Below are 17079 nucleotides of genomic sequence, written 5' to 3'. Positions count from 1 at the left end.
TGCCATGCGCAGCCTGTCCGGCACGGTGCGTCGCGCACAGTTTGTCACAGGGGGCTCGCCGCTGTGTGTAACATTCGGGTTTGCCCTTTCGGCACTTGTTCGGCCACTGCTGGATGCCAATGACCACAGATCGAATCTCCCAACACCCATCTTCCGCAGCTCCGCTGCTTCCCCTGCGCCGCCAGTTGCTGGCCGCACTCATCGCCTCACCATCCATTCCAGCGCTTGCTCAGTTCCGTGTGGAAGTCACCGGCGTTGGGCTGACCCAATTGCCCATCGCGATTGCTCCGTTCCGGGGCGAGGCGCAATCGCCCCAAAAAATTGCGGCCATCGTCCAGGCCGACCTGGAGCGAAGTGGGCAGTTCCGCGCCATTGACGCCTCCGGCGCAACGCTGGACGAAACCGCGCGGCCAGACGTCGCACTGTGGCGCCAGAAAAGTGCGGATTCACTGGCCACTGGCAGCGTCACGCGTTTGGCTGATGGGCGTTTTGATGTGCGGTTTCGTTTGTGGGATGTGGTCAAGGGCCAAGACCTGGGCGGACAGAGTTTTGTGGTCACGCAGGGCGACCTGCGCCTGGTGTCGCACCGCATTGCCGACTTCATCTACGAAAAGCTCACGGGTGAGCGCGGTATCTTCTCGACGCGCATTGCCTATGTGACCAAAACCGGCCCCCGTTACAGCCTTTGGGTTGCGGATGCCGACGGCGAGAACGCCCAGTCCGCACTGTCCAGCCCCGAGCCCATCATCTCGCCTGCATGGTCGCCCAACGGGGGGCAACTGGCCTATGTGTCGTTCGAGTCGCGCAAGCCGGTGGTCTATGTGCACGATGTGGCCACAGGTCGCAGGCGCCTGATCGCGAACTTCCGTGGCTCCAACAGTGCGCCAGCCTGGGCGCCGGATGGCCGTACGCTGGCAGTCACGTTGAGCCGCGATGGCGGCTCGCAGCTGTACACCATTGATGCCAACGGCGGCGAGCCGCGCCGCCTGATGCAAAGCGCAGGCATCGATACCGAGCCTGTGTTCTCGGGCGATGGCCGCAGCATTTTCTTTGTGAGCGATCGGGGCGGTGCCCCGCAAATCTACAAGGTGGGTGCGTCCGGTGGCAATGCGGAGCGCGTGACCTTCACTGGCACCTACAACATCTCGCCCAGCGTGAGTCCCGACGGTCGCTGGCTGGCCTACATCTCCCGCGTGGGTGGCGCATTCAAGCTGCATGTGATGGATCTGTCCACGGGCACCGTCAATGCGGTGACAGATACGACGGCGGACGAAAATCCCAGCTTTGCGCCCAACAGCCGGCTCATTGTTTACGCCACCCAACAGCAGGGCCGTGAAGCCCTCATGACCACAACCCTGGACGGCAAGATCAAGGCGCGTCTCGCCGGTCAGGCGGGCGACATCCGCGAGCCGGACTGGGGCCCGTTCCAAAAGCAATGAACTTATCTGCACTTTCAGTTATCAAGCCTTCAGGAGAAATTTGGATGATGAAACGTATTACCCTTGCCCTCACCGTTGCCGCTCTTATGGCGGGCTGCAGCTCTGGCGTTAAGCTGGATGATGTGCCGGTCGAAGACAAAAATGCCACCTCCACCATGGGTGGAGCCAACAACGGTGCCAACTCCGGCAATACCTCGCAAAGCGGCGTGGCGGGCGTGGACCTCGGCCAGTCCGGCCGTGACGGTGCAGGCCCCGTGGGGGTCGCGCGCGTCGTGTACTTTGATTACGACAGCTACGTAATCAAACCCGAGTTCCAGTCGCTGATTGAAGCGCATTCCCGCTTCATCAAAGCGGCCCCCAACCGCAAGGTCATGATCGAAGGCCACACGGATGACCGTGGTGGCCGCGAGTACAACCTGGCACTGGGCCAGAAGCGCGCAGAAGCAGTGCGCCGTTCGCTGGGCTTACTGGGCGTGCCTGACAGCCAGGTCGAGGCCGTGAGTTTTGGCAAGGAAAAGCCTGCAGCCCAAGGTGCTACCGAAGATGCACGCGCCCAGAACCGCCGCGCTGAACTGTCGTACCGTTAATGACATCCGCTGCACCGGTTTTCTCGTTGCGGGCGCTGGCCACGGCGGCATTGCTCGCCGTGTCGCTGTCTTCTGCCCATGCCGCCATCTTCGAAGACGGCGAAGCGCGACGGGCTATCCTGGAGATGCGACAGCGCGTTGATGGTCTGCAGTTGTCTCAGCAGCGCTCTGCCGAAGAGGTGCGCAAGCTGGGCGAAGAAAACGCTCAGTTGCGCCGCAGCCTGCTGGATTTGCAGACGCAGATCGAGACCTTGCGCGCCGAGCAAGCCAAACTCAACGGCCAGAACGAGCAGCTGTTGCGCGATGTCGGTGAACTGCAGCGTCGACAGAAAGACATCGCGCAGGGCGTGGATGAGCGATTGCGGCAGTTCGAGCCCATCAAGGTCAATGTGGATGGCCGCGATTTCCAGGCAGATCCTGCCGAAAAGCGGGATTTTGAGGCGGCTCTGGCTGTCTTTCGCTCCGGCAAATTCCCTGATGCAAGTGTCGCTTTCGCGGGCTTTGTGCGGCAGTATCCGCGCAGCGGCTACGTGCCCTCTGCGCGTTTCTGGTTGGGAAATGCCCAGTACGCTACGCGTGAGTACAAAGAAGCCATCGGCAATTTCAAACAAATGCTGACCGACGCCCCCACGCACGCCCGTGCGCCTGAGGCAGCTCTGTCCATCGCCAATTGCCAGATTGAGCTCAAAGACACACGCACCGCGCGCAAGACACTGGAAGACCTCATCCGGGCTTATCCGCAGTCTGAGGCCGCTGTGGCCGCTAAAGAACGCCTGTCGCGGCTCAAGTGATGGAGGGTGATGTGGCTTTTGCCTCGCAGGCTGCGCCAGATGGTGGTGCGGAGTACGCTTCGGAGCGCCGCTTTGGTGGGCTTCAGCGGCTCTACGGAGTGCAGGGCGCAGCCAGAATTCGCTCCGCGCACGTGGCCGTGGTTGGTATTGGTGGAGTCGGGTCGTGGGCCGCAGAGGCCCTGGCGCGCAGCGGCGTCGCGCAAATTACCCTGATCGACTTGGACCATGTGGCTGAATCCAACATCAACCGACAGATCCATGCGCTCACCGATACGGTGGGACAGGCCAAGGTTTTGGCCATGCGTGATCGCATCGCACAAATCCACCCGGACTGCATCGTTCATTGCGTGGAGGAGTTTGTGGAGCCTGGAAACTGGCCGGCCTTGCTGCAAACGCCCGTAGACGCTCTCATTGATGCCTGTGACCAGATCAAAGCCAAAACTGCACTGTCCATATGGGCGCAGGCCCATGGGGTGCTGCACATCACCGTGGGTGCAGCAGGGGGCAAGCGGCATGCGCACAAGGTGGATGTGGATGATCTCGCACTGACCACCCATGACCCGCTGTTGGCCCAAATGCGCTATCAGCTGCGCAAACACCACGGCGCACCGCGGGAGGGCAAGAAGATCGGGGTCACCTGCGTTTTCAGCCGCGAGGCCGTGGCACCGCCAGATGCTTCGTGCAACATTGATGGCGATGGTTCTTTGAACTGCCACGGCTACGGCTCAGTGGTCGCTGTGACCGCGACCTTCGGCCAATGTGCCGCAGGCTGGGTGCTCGATAAACTTGCAACCAAATCCAAATCGGCTGGAAAAAAGACGCTATAATTCGAGGCTTTGCAGCAATCGGTACGATAGCTGCAATCGGTCGGGACGTTAGCTCAGTTGGTAGAGCAGCGGACTTTTAATCCGTTGGTCACAAGTTCGAATCTTGTACGTCCTACCACCCGATTCAAAGCGCATCATTGAATGTGTGTTCATCCAAAAGCCTCCCTTGGGAGGCTTTTGTTTTTGGCGGCCATTTAAAGCGCGAGTCAAAGGCCATCGATGCCCCTGACTGGTAAATGTGGCCGAGGCGGGGGGATCACCGGGTGGGTGCGTCCGCCTCCGGCGGTGGTGAAAAAATGTCCCAGCTGGCCATGAACAGTGCAGCTATCACTGGACCGATCACAAACCCCGTGAGTCCGAACAAGGCCATGCCGCCCAGGGTAGAGATCAGCACGATGTAGTCGGGCATCTTGGTGTCTTTGCCTACCAGGATGGGGCGCAAGATGTTGTCCACGAGTCCGATCACGCAGATGCCGAATGCAGTCAGCACCACGCCTTGCCACACAGCGCCTGTTGCCAGAAAGTAGATGGCCACAGGCACCCAGATCAGCCCGGCGCCCACGGCTGGCAAAAGGGACAGGAAGGCCATGAGCACCCCCCACAGCACCGGTCCCTGGATGCCCAAGATCCAGAAAATCATGCCGCCCAGCGCGCCCTGAGAAGCCGCCACCACAATGTTGCCTTTGACCGTGGCCCGGATTACGGTCGTGAATTTACCGACCAGCTGGCGCTTGTGCGCTTCTTCTAGGGGGGTGGCCTGCCCGATACGCTGTGCCAGACTGGCTCCGTCTCGCAGCAGGAAGAACAACAGGTACAACATGATGCCGAAGCTGACAATGAACTCCAGGGTGTTTTGACCGATGCTCAGCGCCTGTGTCGCAACGAATTGACTGGCCTGTACCGCGAAGGACGAGAGTTTTTGCTGCAACTCGCCTACGCTGGTCAGTTGGAGGCGGTCAAGCAGGCCTGCAGCCCAAGCTGGCAGTGCAGCAATGACCTGCTGCAGGTACAGCCCAAAATTGATTTGGCCTGAGCGCACCCGTTCGTAGATTGCGGTGGCTTCCTGAATAAGCGACACCGTGATGGCCGTCATCGGCAAGATCACCACCACAAGGCACAAACCGAGTGTGCATAAGGCCGCAAGCGTGGGCCGCTTGGGCATTTTTCGCAGCAGTTTGCGGTGCAGTGGGGCAAAAAGAATGGCGAGGATGACGCCCCAGAAAACGGCTCCGTGAAACTGCCACAGGATCGCACCGAACGCGACGGTGACGAGGGTGAGCAGCAGCAAAAAGGCTTTGTCCTGGAGGTGTTGATGCGGCATGGAGTGGGGTTTGCAATGGGATACCTGGAATGTACGCGAGGCGTCGATCAGCGCGGCTTCTTGCGCTGCGCGGCGATGGTCTGGATCCACTTTTTGGGGGTGGGCTTCGGTTCGGTGGCACAATGGCGCCCGTACCAAGGCCCTTCCCCAGCCACAGTCGCATCCGCCAACCGGTTCAGCCGTGTCGCGGAAGGTTTCTCAACCAGCTAATGCTTTCCCAAGGAAAGCGGAGGTCAGCGGAATATGAGCGATACGACATCCGTCTATCAAGCCTACCAAGGCAACACCTACCTCTTCGGCGGCAATGCGCCCTATGTCGAAGAGATGTACGAGAACTATCTCGCCAATCCCGGTAGCGTGCCAGATACGTGGCGCGAGTACTTTGACGCGCTGCAGCATGTCCCCGCCGTGGATGGCAGCAACGCCAAAGACGTTCCCCATCTGCCTGTCATCAATGCCTTTGCCGAGCGTGCCAAGCAAGGCGGCACCAAGGTCGTGGTTGCGACGGGCGCCGACTCTGAACTGGGCCGCAAGCGTACCGCCGTTCAGCAGCTGATCGCCGCTTACCGCAATGTGGGTCAGCGCTGGGCCGACCTGGATCCGCTCAAGCGCACAGAGCGTCCCGCAATTCCTGAACTGGAGCCTTCGTTCTACGGTTTCAGCGACGCTGATCAGGAAACGGTGTTCAACACCAGCAACACGTTCTTCGGCAAAGAGTCGATGACGTTGCGTGAACTCATCAACGCGCTGCGTGAGACCTATTGTGGCTCCATCGGCGCTGAATACATGTACGCCACCGACCAGAACCAGAAGCGCTGGTGGCAGGAGAAGCTGGAAAAGATCCGCAGCAAGCCCAGCTTTGGTGCTGACAAGAAAAAACAAATCCTTGACCGCCTGACGGCTGCCGAAGGGCTGGAGCGCTTCCTGCACACCAAGTACGTGGGTCAGAAGCGCTTTTCGTTGGAAGGCGGCGAAAGCTTTATTGCTGCGATGGATGAACTCATCCAGTCTGCAGGCGCCAAGGGCGTACAAGAAATCGTGATCGGCATGGCCCACCGCGGACGCCTGAACGTGCTGGTCAACTCGCTGGGCAAGATGCCCAAGGACCTGTTCGCTGAGTTCGATCACACCGCTCCCGAAGACCTGCCTGCGGGTGACGTGAAGTACCACCAGGGCTTCAGCTCGGATGTGACGACCCCCGGCGGTCCGGTTCACCTGTCGCTGGCATTCAACCCCTCGCACCTGGAAATCGTGAACCCCGTGGTCGAAGGCTCTGTGCGTGCTCGCATGGACCGCCGTGCCGATCCACACGGCAAGCAGGTTTTGCCAGTGCTGGTGCACGGTGACGCAGCCTTTGCAGGCCAAGGTGTCAATCAGGAAACTCTGGCGCTGGCCCAGACCCGTGGCTACTACACGGGTGGTACGGTGCACATCATCATCAACAACCAGATCGGCTTCACCACGTCCGATCCACGTGACACCCGCTCCACGCTCTACTGCACCGACATCGTCAAGATGATCGAGTCGCCCGTACTGCACGTGAACGGTGATGATCCGGAAGCCGTGGTGTTGGCGACTCAGCTTGCGCTTGAGTTCCGCATGGAGTTCAAGAAAGACGTGGTGGTGGACATCATCTGCTTCCGCAAGCTGGGCCACAACGAGCAGGACACCCCGGCTCTGACGCAGCCGCTGATGTACAAGAAGATCGGCGCACACCCCGGCACACGCAAGCTGTACGCCGATAAGCTGGCGGCGCAGGGTCTGGGCGAGTCACTGGGCGACGACATGGTCAAGGCCTACCGCGCTGCTATGGATGCGGGCAAGCACACGGTCGATCCCGTGCTGACCAACTTCAAGAGCAAGTACGCGGTGGACTGGAGCCCGTTCCTGGGCAAAAAGTGGACCGATGCTGGAGACACGGCTATTCCTCTGGCCGAGTGGAAGCGCCTGGCTGAGAAGATCACCACCATCCCCGAGAGCGTGACGCCGCATCAGTTGGTGAAGAAGGTGTATGACGACCGCGCGGCCATGGGCCGTGGTGACATCCCTGTGGACTGGGGCATGGGTGAGCACATGGCATTTGCCTCGCTGGTGGCCAGCGGCTATCCCGTGCGCCTGTCCGGTGAAGACTGCGGCCGCGGCACGTTCACGCACCGCCACGCCGTGATCCATGACCAAAAGCGCGAGAAGTGGGACATTGGTACCTACGTGCCGCTGCAGAACGTGGCCGACAACCAGGCCCCGTTTGTTGTGATCGACTCCATCCTGTCCGAAGAGGCCGTCCTGGGCTTCGAGTACGGCTATGCGTCGAACGACCCCAACACACTGGTGATCTGGGAAGCGCAGTTCGGCGACTTCGCCAATGGCGCCCAAGTGGTGATCGACCAGTTCATCGCCTCCGGCGAAGTGAAGTGGGGCCGGGTAAACGGCATCACCCTGATGCTGCCCCACGGCTACGAAGGCCAGGGCCCGGAGCACAGCTCTGCCCGCCTGGAGCGCTTCATGCAATTGGCTGCCGACGCCAACATGCAGATCGTGCAACCCACTACGGCCAGCCAGATCTTCCACGTGCTGCGTCGCCAGATGGTGCGTGATCTGCGCAAGCCGCTGATCATCATGACGCCCAAGTCGCTGCTGCGTAACAAGGATGCGACCTCGCCGCTGTCCGAGTTCACCAAGGGCAGCTTCCAGACGGTGATTCCTGAGCAGGATGAAGCCATCGTCAAGAAGGCTGCCAAGGTCAAGCGCGTGATCGCATGCTCTGGCAAGGTTTACTACGACCTCGTGAAGAAGCGCGCAGAGAAGGAAGCCGACGACGTGGTGATCCTGCGCGTGGAGCAGTTGTACCCCTTCCCGCACAAGGCGTTTGCCGCTGAACTGAAGAAGTACCCCAACGCCACCGACGTGGTGTGGTGCCAGGACGAGCCGCAAAACCAGGGTGCCTGGTTCTTCGTGCAGCACTACATCCACGAGAACATGCTCGAAGGCCAGAAGCTGGGCTACTCCGGCCGCGCTGCTTCGGCATCGCCAGCCGTGGGTTACTCGCACCTGCACCAAGAACAACAAAAGGCGCTGGTGGACGGCGCGTTTGCCAAGCTCAAGGGTTTTGTCCTGACCAAGTAAGGCCAGCTGCGACCCGACAACAGAACAAAACCCCATTCCGAAAGAATTGATATGGCTATCGTAGAAGTCAAAGTCCCCCAGCTGTCCGAATCCGTGGCCGAAGCCACCATGCTGACCTGGAAGAAAAAGGCCGGTGAGGCCGTGGCGGTGGACGAGATCCTGATCGAGATCGAAACCGACAAGGTTGTGCTCGAAGTGCCCGCACCGTCCGCTGGCGTGCTGGCTGAAATCATCCAGGGCGACGGCGCCACGGTGGTTGCCGACCAGCTCATCGCCAAGATCGACACCGAAGGCAAGGCTGGTGCCGCGGCTCCTGCTCCGGCAGCAGCAGCTCCTGTTGCCGCCGCAGCGCCTGTTGCTGCTCCTGCCGCTGCCGGTGGCTCCAAGGGCGATGTGGCCATGCCTGCCGCCGCCAAGCTGCTCGCCGACAACAACCTGTCTGTGTCGGCCGTGGCCGGTTCGGGCAAGGATGGCCGTGTGACCAAGGGTGATGTGCTGGCCGCTGTGGCCGGTGGCGCCAAGGCTGCCGTGGCAGCCCCCAGCGTGATCCCCACCGGTGTGCCCTCCAAGACACTGCCCCAGGTGGCAGCGCCCGCTGGCAAGGAAGACCTGAGCGGTCGCCCCGAGCAGCGCGTGCCCATGAGCCGCCTGCGTGCCCGCGTGGCCGAGCGTCTGCTGCAGTCGCAATCGACCAACGCCATCCTGACCACGTTCAACGAAGTGAACATGGCTCCGGTGATGGACCTGCGCAAGAAGTTCCAGGACAGCTTCACCAAGGAGCACGGCACCAAGCTGGGCTTCATGTCCTTCTTCGTCAAGGCTGCTGTGCATGCCCTCAAGAAGTACCCTGTGCTGAACGCCTCGGTGGACGGCAACGACATCGTCTACCACGGCTACTTCGACATCGGTATCGCCGTGGGCTCGCCCCGTGGCCTGGTGGTGCCCATCCTGCGCAATGCAGACCAGATGAGCTTCGCCGACATCGAGAAGAAGATTGCCGAGTTCGGCAAGAAGGCTGCGGAAGGCAAGCTGGGCATTGAGGAAATGACCGGTGGAACGTTCTCCATCTCCAATGGCGGCACGTTCGGTTCCATGCTGTCCACCCCCATCATCAACCCGCCCCAGTCGGCTATTCTGGGCGTGCACGCCACCAAGGATCGCGCCGTGGTCGAAAACGGCCAGATCGTGATCCGCCCGATGAACTACCTGGCCATGTCCTATGACCACCGCATCATCGACGGCCGCGAAGCCGTGCTGGGCTTGGTGGCGATGAAGGACGCGCTGGAAGACCCATCGCGCCTGCTGTTCGACATCTGATCCCCTGACTGTATCGACCCACCCGCGTGGCCCGGCCTCTGGTCCTGCCCGCCGGTGGGTCTTTCTCCAACTGACTGAACGAGATTTCCCATGAGCAAACAATTTGATGTGATCGTCATCGGTGGCGGCCCCGGCGGCTACATCGCCGCCATCCGCGCCGCCCAGCTGGGCTTCAATGTCGCGTGCATCGACGAATGGAAGAACGAAAAGGGTGGCCCCGCACCGGGCGGCACTTGCACCAACGTGGGCTGCATTCCCTCCAAGGCCCTGCTGCAGTCGTCCGAGCATTTCGAGCATGCCAACAAACACTTTGCCGAGCATGGCATCACCGCCACTGGCGTCAAGATGGACGTGGCCAAGATGATTGCCCGCAAGGACACCGTCGTGAAGCAGAACAACGACGGCATCCTGTACCTGTTCAAGAAGAACAAGGTCAGCTTCTTCCACGGCCGTGGCTCGTTCGTGAAGGCTGCCGAAGGCGGCTACGAGATCAAGGTGGCAGGTGCCGCTGAAGAGACGCTGACCGGTAAGCAGATCATCATCGCCACCGGCTCCAACGCCCGTGCGCTGCCCGGCACGCCGTTCGACGAAGAACTGGTGCTGTCCAACGATGGCGCGCTGCGCGTTGGCGCCGTGCCCAAGAAGCTCGGCCTCATCGGCTCGGGCGTGATCGGCCTGGAAATGGGCTCGGTCTGGCGCCGCCTGGGTGCTGAAGTCACCATCCTCGAAGGTCTGCCCACTTTCCTGGGCGCGGTGGATGAGCAGATCGCCAAGGAAGCCAAGAAGGCCTTCGACAAGCAGGGCCTGAAGATCGAGCTGGGCGTGAAGGTCGGCGAGATCAAGACCGGCAAAAAGGGTGTAAGCATTGCCTACACCAACGCCAAGGGCGAAGCCCAGTCGCTGGACGTGGACAAGCTCATTGTCTCCATCGGCCGCGTGCCCAACACCATTGGCCTGAACTCCGAAGCGGTGGGTCTGCAGCTCGACGAGCGCGGCGCCATCGTGGTGGATGCTGACTGCAAGACCAATCTGCCCGGCGTCTGGGCGGTGGGCGACGTGGTGCGCGGCCCTATGCTGGCCCACAAGGCCGAGGAAGAGGGCGTTGCCGTGGCCGAGCGCATTGCCGGCCAGCATGGTCATGTCAACTTCAACACCATCCCCTGGGTCATCTACACCAGCCCCGAGATCGCCTGGGTGGGCCGCACTGAGCAGCAGCTCAAGGCCGATGGGGTCAAGTACAAGGCGGGCAGCTTCCCGTTCCTGGCCAATGGCCGCGCACGTGCGCTGGGCGACACCACCGGCATGGTCAAGATGCTGGCGGATGCCGAGACCGACGAGATCCTGGGCGTGCACATCGTGGGCCCACAGGCCAGCGAGCTGATCTCCGAGGCCGTTGTGGCCATGGAATTCAAGGCCAGCAGCGAAGACATCGCACGCATTTGCCATGCGCACCCCAGCTTGAGCGAGGCCACCAAGGAGGCAGCGCTGGCGGTGGACAAGCGCACGCTGAACTTCTGATTTAGGCCTCAATCAGCTACAGGTGCATGATCTACATGCGCCTGTAGCTATTATTTTTGTAGTATCAGAGCATCCGCAAAGTGACCGTCAAACAGGCTTACCTGGCCGAGCTGGCCGCCAAAGGCTATCAAAGCGACCCCGCCCAGCTGCGAGCAGTGGAAGCCCTGCAGCGCTGTGCGGACGAGTGGGCCCAGTACAAGGCTCGGCGCTCTAACGCGATCAAAAAGCTGATCAACCGCCCGGAGATTCCCCGCGGTGTCTACATGTATGGCGGGGTGGGGCGCGGCAAGAGCTTTTTGATGGAGTGCTTTTTTGACGCTGTACCCCTGAAGCGAAAGGTGCGCCTGCACTTTCACGAATTCATGCGTGAAGTGCATCGCGAACTGGCGGCCCTTCAGGGCACGGTCAATCCGCTGGATGTGTTGGGCGAGCGCATTGCCAAACGCTACAAGCTCATCTGTTTTGATGAGTTCCATGTGGCGGACATCACGGACGCGATGATCCTGCACCGATTGCTGGTGGCGTTGTTCGACAACGGCGTTGGCTTCGTGACCACTTCCAATTTCAAGCCTGACGACCTTTACCCCGGTGGCTTGCATCGCGACCGTATCTTGCCCGCCATTGCACTGCTCAACGAGCGGCTGGAGGTGGTCAATGTGGACAACGGCACCGACTACCGCCGGCGTACGCTGGAGCACGTAAAGCTGTATCACACGCCACTGGGCGCAGAGGCGGATGCCGAGATGAACCAGGCGTTCGACCAACTCGCTGAAGTGCACGATGAAGACCCCGTCCTGCATATCGAGGCGCGCGAAATTCGCGCCCGTCGCAAGGCTGGCGGGGTGGTGTGGTTTGACTTCAAGACACTGTGTGGTGGTCCTCGGTCGCAAAACGACTACCTGGAAATTGCAACGCAGTTCCACACGGTGTTGCTGTCCGATGTTCCTTACATGCCTGTGAGCATGGCGTCTCCTGCGCGGCGCTTTACCTGGCTGGTGGATGTGCTGTACGACCGCCGGGTCAAACTCATCCTGTCGGCGGCTGTGCCGCCCGAGCAGTTGTATACCGAAGGGCCTTTGGCTCACGAGTTTCCGCGCACAGTGTCCCGGCTCAACGAGATGCAGTCCAAGGAGTTTCTGGCGCTGGAGCGCCGCATGGTGGATACGGGGTTGACATGAACAAGACCGGTGGTCGCTTTTTGGCGGTAGTGCTGGCGCTGGCTTGCTCAATACTGCCTATGCTGGTCGCCCCGGCCTGGGCCGCGACGGGGGTAGAAGTAGATGCCGCATCCGCGTCGACCGCTGCACATCGCAAAGCGGAGCGTGACCGAATCAAAATGGAGCGCGAGGCACTGACGGCCCGGCGGCAGCAGGATGAGGCGGTGTGCTACCAACGCTTTGCCGTGGAGGATTGCTTGCGCGGCGTACGTGCCAAGGCACGGGAGTCCCAAGACCGATTGCGTGCGCAGGAAATTGAACTCAACGATGCCGAGCGCAGGGAGAAAGCGGTGGAGCGCCTGCGGGCCATTGAAGACAAGCAAATGGCCGTACCGCCAGCGAGCAAACGCGCTGACGCGCAGGTTCGCAAGCCATCCGCCGATCCGGATGTTGCCAAGGCACAGCGGGACCAGGACGCACACCAACGCGCGCAGCAACAAAATAGCCGTGCCCAGGTTCAGGCCAGTGAACAGGCGGCCCGCGCTGCGGGGACTGCTGAGCGCGCTGCCCAATCGCGTGCCAAACATACCCAGGCGCTCCAAGCGGCGGAGGAGCGCCGCGCGCGGGTCGAAAAATCTCAAGCTGATGCCCTGGCTCAGGGCCGCAAGCCTGCAGCGCCCTTGCCAGCGCCTGCTGCTTCTGCGCCTCGCTGAGTTTGGAAGGGCCTCTGAGCCAAGCAATCAGTGGCTGAGTGGTTGACGCTAGGGTAGCGGCGACTACCTGGTGGTTGCTCGATGGGTTCACGTTCACCTGTCGATACACCGATGGGTGGTGCAGACAAGGCCCTCAGGGCCGACCCGTGTCCAGCGGCGTCAGGCGCGCAATCTTTTTCTCTTCGGCCAGGGCTTCGATCTTGACGACCACCAGCGACAGGTTGTCGCCGCCTCCGCGTGCCCGGGAGCGGGCTTTTTCAATCAGGAACTCCGTCGCTTCGCGGGGCGACAGCGAATCGACCACTGATGCCAGTTCGGTGGGAGAAAAGTAGTGCCAAACCCCGTCGCTGCAGGCCAGCAAGACATCGCCCGGCTGAAGTTGGGGAATGACGTGGGTAGTGATGGGCGGGTCACTCTCTGTGCCCAGGCAACCCACCAGAATGTTGGAATGAGGATGGTTGTTGGCCTCGGCTTCCGTCAGCTCACCCCGGTCCACCAGGGCTTGCACATAAGAGTGGTCGCTGGTGCGGAATGCCAGCCGTGAGCCTTGAAAGTGGTAGATGCGCGAGTCGCCCGCATGCACCCAATGGCAGTCGCCTCGGGGATTGATGAGAAACGCAGCGATGGTGCTGTGAGGTTCCTGCTCTGCCGATATGGCCGTCAACCGGATAACGATGTGGGCCTCTTCAACCATGTTCTTGAGCATTGCCACCGGGTCATCGGTGTCGGGCGAGTACCGCTCGAACAGTTGCCGTGCTGTCATCATGACCTGGTCTGATGCTTTGCGCCCCCCGCTGCGGCCGCCCATCCCGTCGGCAACCACACCCAGAACGCAGCCGTTGTGCCGCTCGTGGGAGATCAGGGCCACCTGGTCTTGCTGGTATTCGCGGTCACCCTTGTGGATGCCGGTGGAGGCGATGAGGCGAAACGCTTTGGTCATGCTGCAGATTGTGGGGGCGCCTACGCGAACGCCTGTCGTGGAAAGCGGGCCAAGCGCGTATTATCCGCCCGCCTGTGGCATTTTTGCCATGCCCATGGCCTCCTGCCTTGAAACCCAGCCTGCACTCTCCCCACCGTCAGTTGATCGAGCTGCGCATGGAACATGCCGATCTCGACGCACTCATCGACCGATGTGAGCCTGAAGCGGCACCCGACGAACTCACCCTGCGCCGTCTCAAAAAGCGCCGACTCGTGTTGCGTGACGCGATGGAGCGGCTGGAGCGGCAACTTCAACCGCAAGAGCCCGCGTGATGTCACTGGTGGCCATGGTGCCCGAGGTGTTTGCCCCCGATGGTGTGCTGGCGAGGGCGGATGGGCATTTTCAACCGCGTGACGGGCAGACCCAGATGGCCATTGCGGTGGCCCAGACCATTACAGAGGGAGGGGCGCTGGTGGTGGAGGCTGGCACCGGAGTGGGCAAGACCTTTGCCTACCTGGTGCCGGCCTTGCTGAGTGGCGAGCGGGTGCTGTTGTCTACGGCCACCAAGGCCTTGCAAGACCAGTTGTTCGCCCGCGATCTGCCCCGCTTGGCGCACATCCTGGGGCTGCCCGTTCGCATGGCCCTGCTCAAGGGGCGCGCCAGCTACTTGTGCCTGCACCGCATGGAGCAGGCACGGCAGGATGCTCAGGCTCTGGACCGAGGCGTCGCCCGCGTGCTGGCCAAGGTGGAGGACTGGTCGCGCCAGACCGTATCCGGCGATCTGGCCGAGCTGACAGGGTTGGACGAGCGATCGCCTGTGATCCCCCTGGTCACCTCGACGCGTGAGAACTGCCTGGGGTCTTCCTGCCCGCGTTTTCGGGAATGCCATGTTCATCGGGCGCGGCGCGAGGCGTTGGCGGCGGACATCGTGGTCATCAATCACCATCTGTTCTTTGCGGATGTGGCGGTACGCGAGTCAGGCATGGCCGAGTTGCTGCCGACGGTGCGTGTGGTCGTTTTTGATGAGGCCCACCAGATCAATGAGACTGGCGTGCAGTTTTTGGGTACGCAGATTTCCACGGGGCAATGGTTGGACTTTGCCCGTGACCTTTTGATAGCCGGGCTGCAGCATGCGCGCGGTCTGGCTGACTGGACAGGCCTGGCGCAGCTTCTGGAGTTGTCTGCACGGGACCTCCGTCTGGTCGTGGGCACCGCTGCTTTCCAGGGACTGAATGGCATTGCGGGAGGGGGCAGATTGCGCTGGACGGAGGAGGCTCCCGAAGGTGTCTCGGGCGCCGTATGGCAGTCCGCGCTGCGCGCACTGGCCTCGGCGTGTGCACAGGCGCTGGAGGCCCTCGACACCGTGAGCGAAATGTCCCCCGATCTGGAGCGCCTGTACGAACGGGGCAGTGCACTATTGGCCCGGCTGGCCAGGTTTTCAGGCCCGTGCCAGGCCGATGCGGTGCGTTGGCTCGATGTGGGTAACCAGTTGCGCCTGATCGAGTCCCCGCTGGACATTGCAGACGCCATGCGCACCCGGATTCTGGCGTCGCCCGCTGAAACCTCGGACGGCGAAGCTTGGCCCGAGGAGCCTGGCGCAAACGCCGGCAGGGCGTGGATTTTTACCTCTGCGACCCTCGGTGCGGACGAGGCGTTGACCTGGTTCACCGAACGAGCTGGGCTCACGGATGCTCGCATCCTTCGGGTGGCCAGCCCCTTCGACTATGCGCGGCAGGCGGCTTTGTATGTGCCGCGCCAGTTGCCGTCGCCTGCAGATCCGTCCCACAGCCGTAGTGTGGCGGACTGGGTTGCACTGGCCGCCGAGCCGCTGGGTGGGCGCACGCTGGTGCTGACCACCACGCTCAAGGCCTTGCGCACCATTGGCGACGCACTCAAAGCACGTTGGCAGGCTTCAGGCACGTTGGAGGTGCTGGTGCAGGGCGAGTGGCCCAAGCGGCGCCTGATGGAGCGTTTTCGCGAGGGGGCATCGCACGGGCGGCCGGGTTGTGTGCTGGTGGCTTCGGCGTCCTTCTGGGAGGGGTTTGATGTGCCAGGCGATGCTCTGCAACTGGTGGTTATCGACAAGCTGCCTTTTCCGCCCCCGGGAGATCCATTGGTGGAGGCGCGCGCCCAACACATCGAAATGGCCGGTGGCAAAGCGTTCACTGCCTACGCTCTGCCAGAGGCGGCGGTAGCACTCAAGCAAGGTGCCGGGCGTTTGATCCGGCATGAAGCGGATCGGGGTATTTTGGTGGTGGGCGACACGCGCCTCATCACGATGGGTTATGGCAAGCGCTTGCTGGCGGCTTTGCCCCCCATGCGCAGGCTGGAATCGCCCGAAGAGTTTCAGTCTGCGCTGATGGCGCTTACCAAACCTTCCACCACGGATCCGACTTGCCTTTGAAGCCGCCATTCAGATAGGCGCTTTGAGGGTAGGACTTGTCCATCACGCGGCGTGCATCGTCTCGCAGCTGGGTCATTCCGAGCGCGTCGTACGACTGGATCAGGATGTACAACGCCTCTTCCAGCGCGGGCACGCCCTGGTAGTCTGCCAATGCGACTTGAGCGCGACTGATGGCAGCCACATAGGCGCCACGCTGGAAGTAGTACCGCGCCACATGCACTTCGTATTGGGCCAGCGAGTTGACGATGTAGGTCATGCGCTGGCGCGAGTCCTGCGCATAACGGGACTCAGGAAAGCGTGTGACCAGTTCGCTGAATGCTTCAAAGGAGTCTTTGGCCGCCTTTTGGTCACGCTCTGAAAGATCCTGGCGTGAGATAAATGAGAACAGACCCAAGTTGTCGTTGAAGTTGACCAGGCCCTTCAGGTACAGCGCATAGTCCAATGCAGGGCTGGCAGGGTGCAGCTTCATGAAGCGGTCCAGCGTTGCGACGGCTTGCGCCTTTTCGCCCGCCTTGTAGTGGGCATAGGCTTTGTCAATCTGGGCCTGCTGTGCCAGTGGCGTGCCTGCAGCGCGGCCTTCCAGCTTTTCCAGCAGAGGAACGGCCTTGTCATACGCCCCGCTGTTCATTTCGTCCTGGGCTTCCGAGTGGATGCGATTGGGACTCCAGCCTGCCGTTTTATCAACTGTGGTGCTGGAGCAGCCAACCAGCAAACCAGCCAGCAGCAGGGCGGAAACAAGGGGCAGTGGGGCACGCAGCATCGCAAGCAGCTTTCAGCAAAGAAGGAAAAAGGTGCACAAAGAAAGGCCCGAGGGTTCAGTCATAGGGGAGTGCGCTTGGCGTACTCGTCACGGAAGCCTTCGGCGCCATTTCGGGCACGAAAAAGCATTGTACTGGTGGCGCCAGCAGCGCCAAGGCGCTGCCGACGCAAGTCCAGTTGGAGAGTCGCAGGGGTTTCTACAAT

14 protein-coding genes and 1 tRNA gene are annotated in these 17079 nt (G+C 61.5%); 12 read left to right on the top strand and 3 right to left on the bottom strand.

The features are described 5' to 3' along the window. The first annotated feature begins 119 nt into the window (after positions 1-119). From tolB to ASC83_RS13585, 5 genes are all read left to right on the top strand, one after another. Positions 120-1439: a Tol-Pal system beta propeller repeat protein TolB gene (gene tolB, locus ASC83_RS13605; RefSeq protein WP_056063403.1), complete on the top strand. Its 1320-nt coding sequence runs from the start codon at positions 120-122 to the stop codon at positions 1437-1439. A 44-nt stretch (positions 1440-1483) separates the two neighbouring features. After that, complete coding sequence (gene pal / locus ASC83_RS13600) at positions 1484-2026, top strand: peptidoglycan-associated lipoprotein Pal (RefSeq protein WP_056063400.1); 543 nt, start codon at positions 1484-1486, stop codon at positions 2024-2026. Then, positions 2026-2817 (top strand): tol-pal system protein YbgF, encoded by a 792-nt coding sequence (gene ybgF / locus ASC83_RS13595; protein ID WP_099730419.1) that lies wholly within the window; start codon positions 2026-2028, stop codon positions 2815-2817. Before pal ends, ybgF begins: the two co-directional genes overlap by 1 nt. Beyond that, on the top strand, positions 2817-3644 hold the full coding sequence (locus tag ASC83_RS13590) for a ThiF family adenylyltransferase (RefSeq protein WP_056063397.1): 828 nt from the start codon (positions 2817-2819) through the stop codon (positions 3642-3644). The genes ybgF and ASC83_RS13590 overlap by 1 nt, the downstream gene beginning before the upstream one ends. Before the next feature lie 42 nt (positions 3645-3686). After that, a tRNA-Lys gene (locus tag ASC83_RS13585) sits at positions 3687-3762 on the top strand. Positions 3763-3900: 138 nt separating this feature from the next. On the opposite strand, the gene ASC83_RS13580 is transcribed toward ASC83_RS13585, so the two are convergent. Beyond that, positions 3901-4965: an AI-2E family transporter gene (locus ASC83_RS13580; RefSeq protein ID WP_056063394.1), complete on the bottom strand. Its 1065-nt coding sequence runs from the start codon at positions 4963-4965 to the stop codon at positions 3901-3903. Positions 4966-5208: 243 nt separating this feature from the next. Between ASC83_RS13580 and ASC83_RS13575 the strand changes: the two genes are divergently transcribed. The 5 genes from ASC83_RS13575 to ASC83_RS23590 all read left to right on the top strand — a co-directional run bounded on the left by ASC83_RS13575 (position 5209) and on the right by ASC83_RS23590 (position 12793). Next, positions 5209-8088: a 2-oxoglutarate dehydrogenase E1 component gene (locus ASC83_RS13575; RefSeq protein WP_056063390.1), complete on the top strand. Its 2880-nt coding sequence runs from the start codon at positions 5209-5211 to the stop codon at positions 8086-8088. Between the two features lie 51 nt (positions 8089-8139). Then, positions 8140-9405, top strand: coding sequence for a 2-oxoglutarate dehydrogenase complex dihydrolipoyllysine-residue succinyltransferase (odhB, locus tag ASC83_RS13570; RefSeq protein WP_056063386.1), 1266 nt, complete (start codon positions 8140-8142; stop codon positions 9403-9405). 90 nt (positions 9406-9495) lie between these two features. Continuing rightward, positions 9496-10923 carry a dihydrolipoyl dehydrogenase gene (gene lpdA / locus ASC83_RS13565; RefSeq protein WP_056063383.1) on the top strand — a complete coding sequence of 476 codons (1428 nt, stop codon included), beginning with the start codon at positions 9496-9498 and terminating at the stop codon, positions 10921-10923. An 80-nt stretch (positions 10924-11003) separates the two neighbouring features. Beyond that, positions 11004-12101, top strand: coding sequence for a cell division protein ZapE (gene zapE / locus ASC83_RS13560; protein WP_056063379.1), 1098 nt, complete (start codon positions 11004-11006; stop codon positions 12099-12101). Beyond that, positions 12098-12793, top strand: coding sequence for a hypothetical protein (locus ASC83_RS23590; protein ID WP_082522456.1), 696 nt, complete (start codon positions 12098-12100; stop codon positions 12791-12793). The genes zapE and ASC83_RS23590 overlap by 4 nt, the downstream gene beginning before the upstream one ends. 133 nt (positions 12794-12926) lie before the next feature. Here the strand turns inward: ASC83_RS23590 and ASC83_RS13550 are convergent, their stop codons facing one another. Continuing rightward, the gene (locus ASC83_RS13550; RefSeq protein WP_056063373.1) at positions 12927-13733 is read right to left on the bottom strand and encodes a PP2C family serine/threonine-protein phosphatase; all 807 of its coding nucleotides are present in this window, start codon (positions 13731-13733) and stop codon (positions 12927-12929) included. A gap of 107 nt (positions 13734-13840) precedes the next feature. On the opposite strand from ASC83_RS13550, the gene ASC83_RS23585 reads away from it, so the two are divergent. Next, on the top strand, positions 13841-14044 hold the full coding sequence (locus tag ASC83_RS23585; protein WP_156379508.1) for a YdcH family protein: 204 nt from the start codon (positions 13841-13843) through the stop codon (positions 14042-14044). Beyond that, positions 14044-16116: an ATP-dependent DNA helicase gene (locus ASC83_RS13545; RefSeq protein ID WP_056063368.1), complete on the top strand. Its 2073-nt coding sequence runs from the start codon at positions 14044-14046 to the stop codon at positions 16114-16116. Before ASC83_RS23585 ends, ASC83_RS13545 begins: the two co-directional genes overlap by 1 nt. On the opposite strand, the gene ASC83_RS13540 is transcribed toward ASC83_RS13545, so the two are convergent. Beyond that, entirely contained in the window at positions 16079-16876 is a 798-nt protein-coding gene (locus tag ASC83_RS13540) for an outer membrane protein assembly factor BamD (protein WP_056063365.1), read from the bottom strand. The genes ASC83_RS13545 and ASC83_RS13540 overlap by 38 nt on opposite strands. Between the last annotated feature and the right edge of the window lie 203 nt (positions 16877-17079).

The organism is Acidovorax sp. Root402 (assembly GCF_001425125.1).
GTDB lineage: Bacteria > Pseudomonadota > Gammaproteobacteria > Burkholderiales > Burkholderiaceae_C > Acidovorax > Acidovorax delafieldii.
Note: the sequence above shows the minus strand (reverse complement) of the source record. Positions and strands in the feature narration are given on the sequence as shown.

What these genes read in the sequence shown, in the direction of transcription:
- pal (WP_056063400.1), top strand. Translation starts at nt 1,484, where the DNA reads ATGATGAAACGTATTACCCTTGCCCTCACCGTTGCCGCTCTTATGGCG.
- tolB (WP_056063403.1), top strand. Translation starts at nt 120, where the DNA reads ATGACCACAGATCGAATCTCCCAACACCCATCTTCCGCAGCTCCGCTG.
- lpdA (WP_056063383.1), top strand. Translation starts at nt 9,496, where the DNA reads ATGAGCAAACAATTTGATGTGATCGTCATCGGTGGCGGCCCCGGCGGC.
- odhB (WP_056063386.1), top strand. Translation starts at nt 8,140, where the DNA reads ATGGCTATCGTAGAAGTCAAAGTCCCCCAGCTGTCCGAATCCGTGGCC.
- ASC83_RS13580 (WP_056063394.1), bottom strand. Translation starts at nt 4,965, where the DNA reads ATGCCGCATCAACACCTCCAGGACAAAGCCTTTTTGCTGCTGCTCACC.
- ASC83_RS13590 (WP_056063397.1), top strand. Translation starts at nt 2,817, where the DNA reads ATGGAGGGTGATGTGGCTTTTGCCTCGCAGGCTGCGCCAGATGGTGGT.
- ASC83_RS23590 (WP_082522456.1), top strand. Translation starts at nt 12,098, where the DNA reads ATGAACAAGACCGGTGGTCGCTTTTTGGCGGTAGTGCTGGCGCTGGCT.
- ASC83_RS13545 (WP_056063368.1), top strand. Translation starts at nt 14,044, where the DNA reads ATGTCACTGGTGGCCATGGTGCCCGAGGTGTTTGCCCCCGATGGTGTG.
- ybgF (WP_099730419.1), top strand. Translation starts at nt 2,026, where the DNA reads ATGACATCCGCTGCACCGGTTTTCTCGTTGCGGGCGCTGGCCACGGCG.
- ASC83_RS13575 (WP_056063390.1), top strand. Translation starts at nt 5,209, where the DNA reads ATGAGCGATACGACATCCGTCTATCAAGCCTACCAAGGCAACACCTAC.
- ASC83_RS13550 (WP_056063373.1), bottom strand. Translation starts at nt 13,733, where the DNA reads ATGACCAAAGCGTTTCGCCTCATCGCCTCCACCGGCATCCACAAGGGT.
- ASC83_RS13540 (WP_056063365.1), bottom strand. Translation starts at nt 16,876, where the DNA reads ATGCTGCGTGCCCCACTGCCCCTTGTTTCCGCCCTGCTGCTGGCTGGT.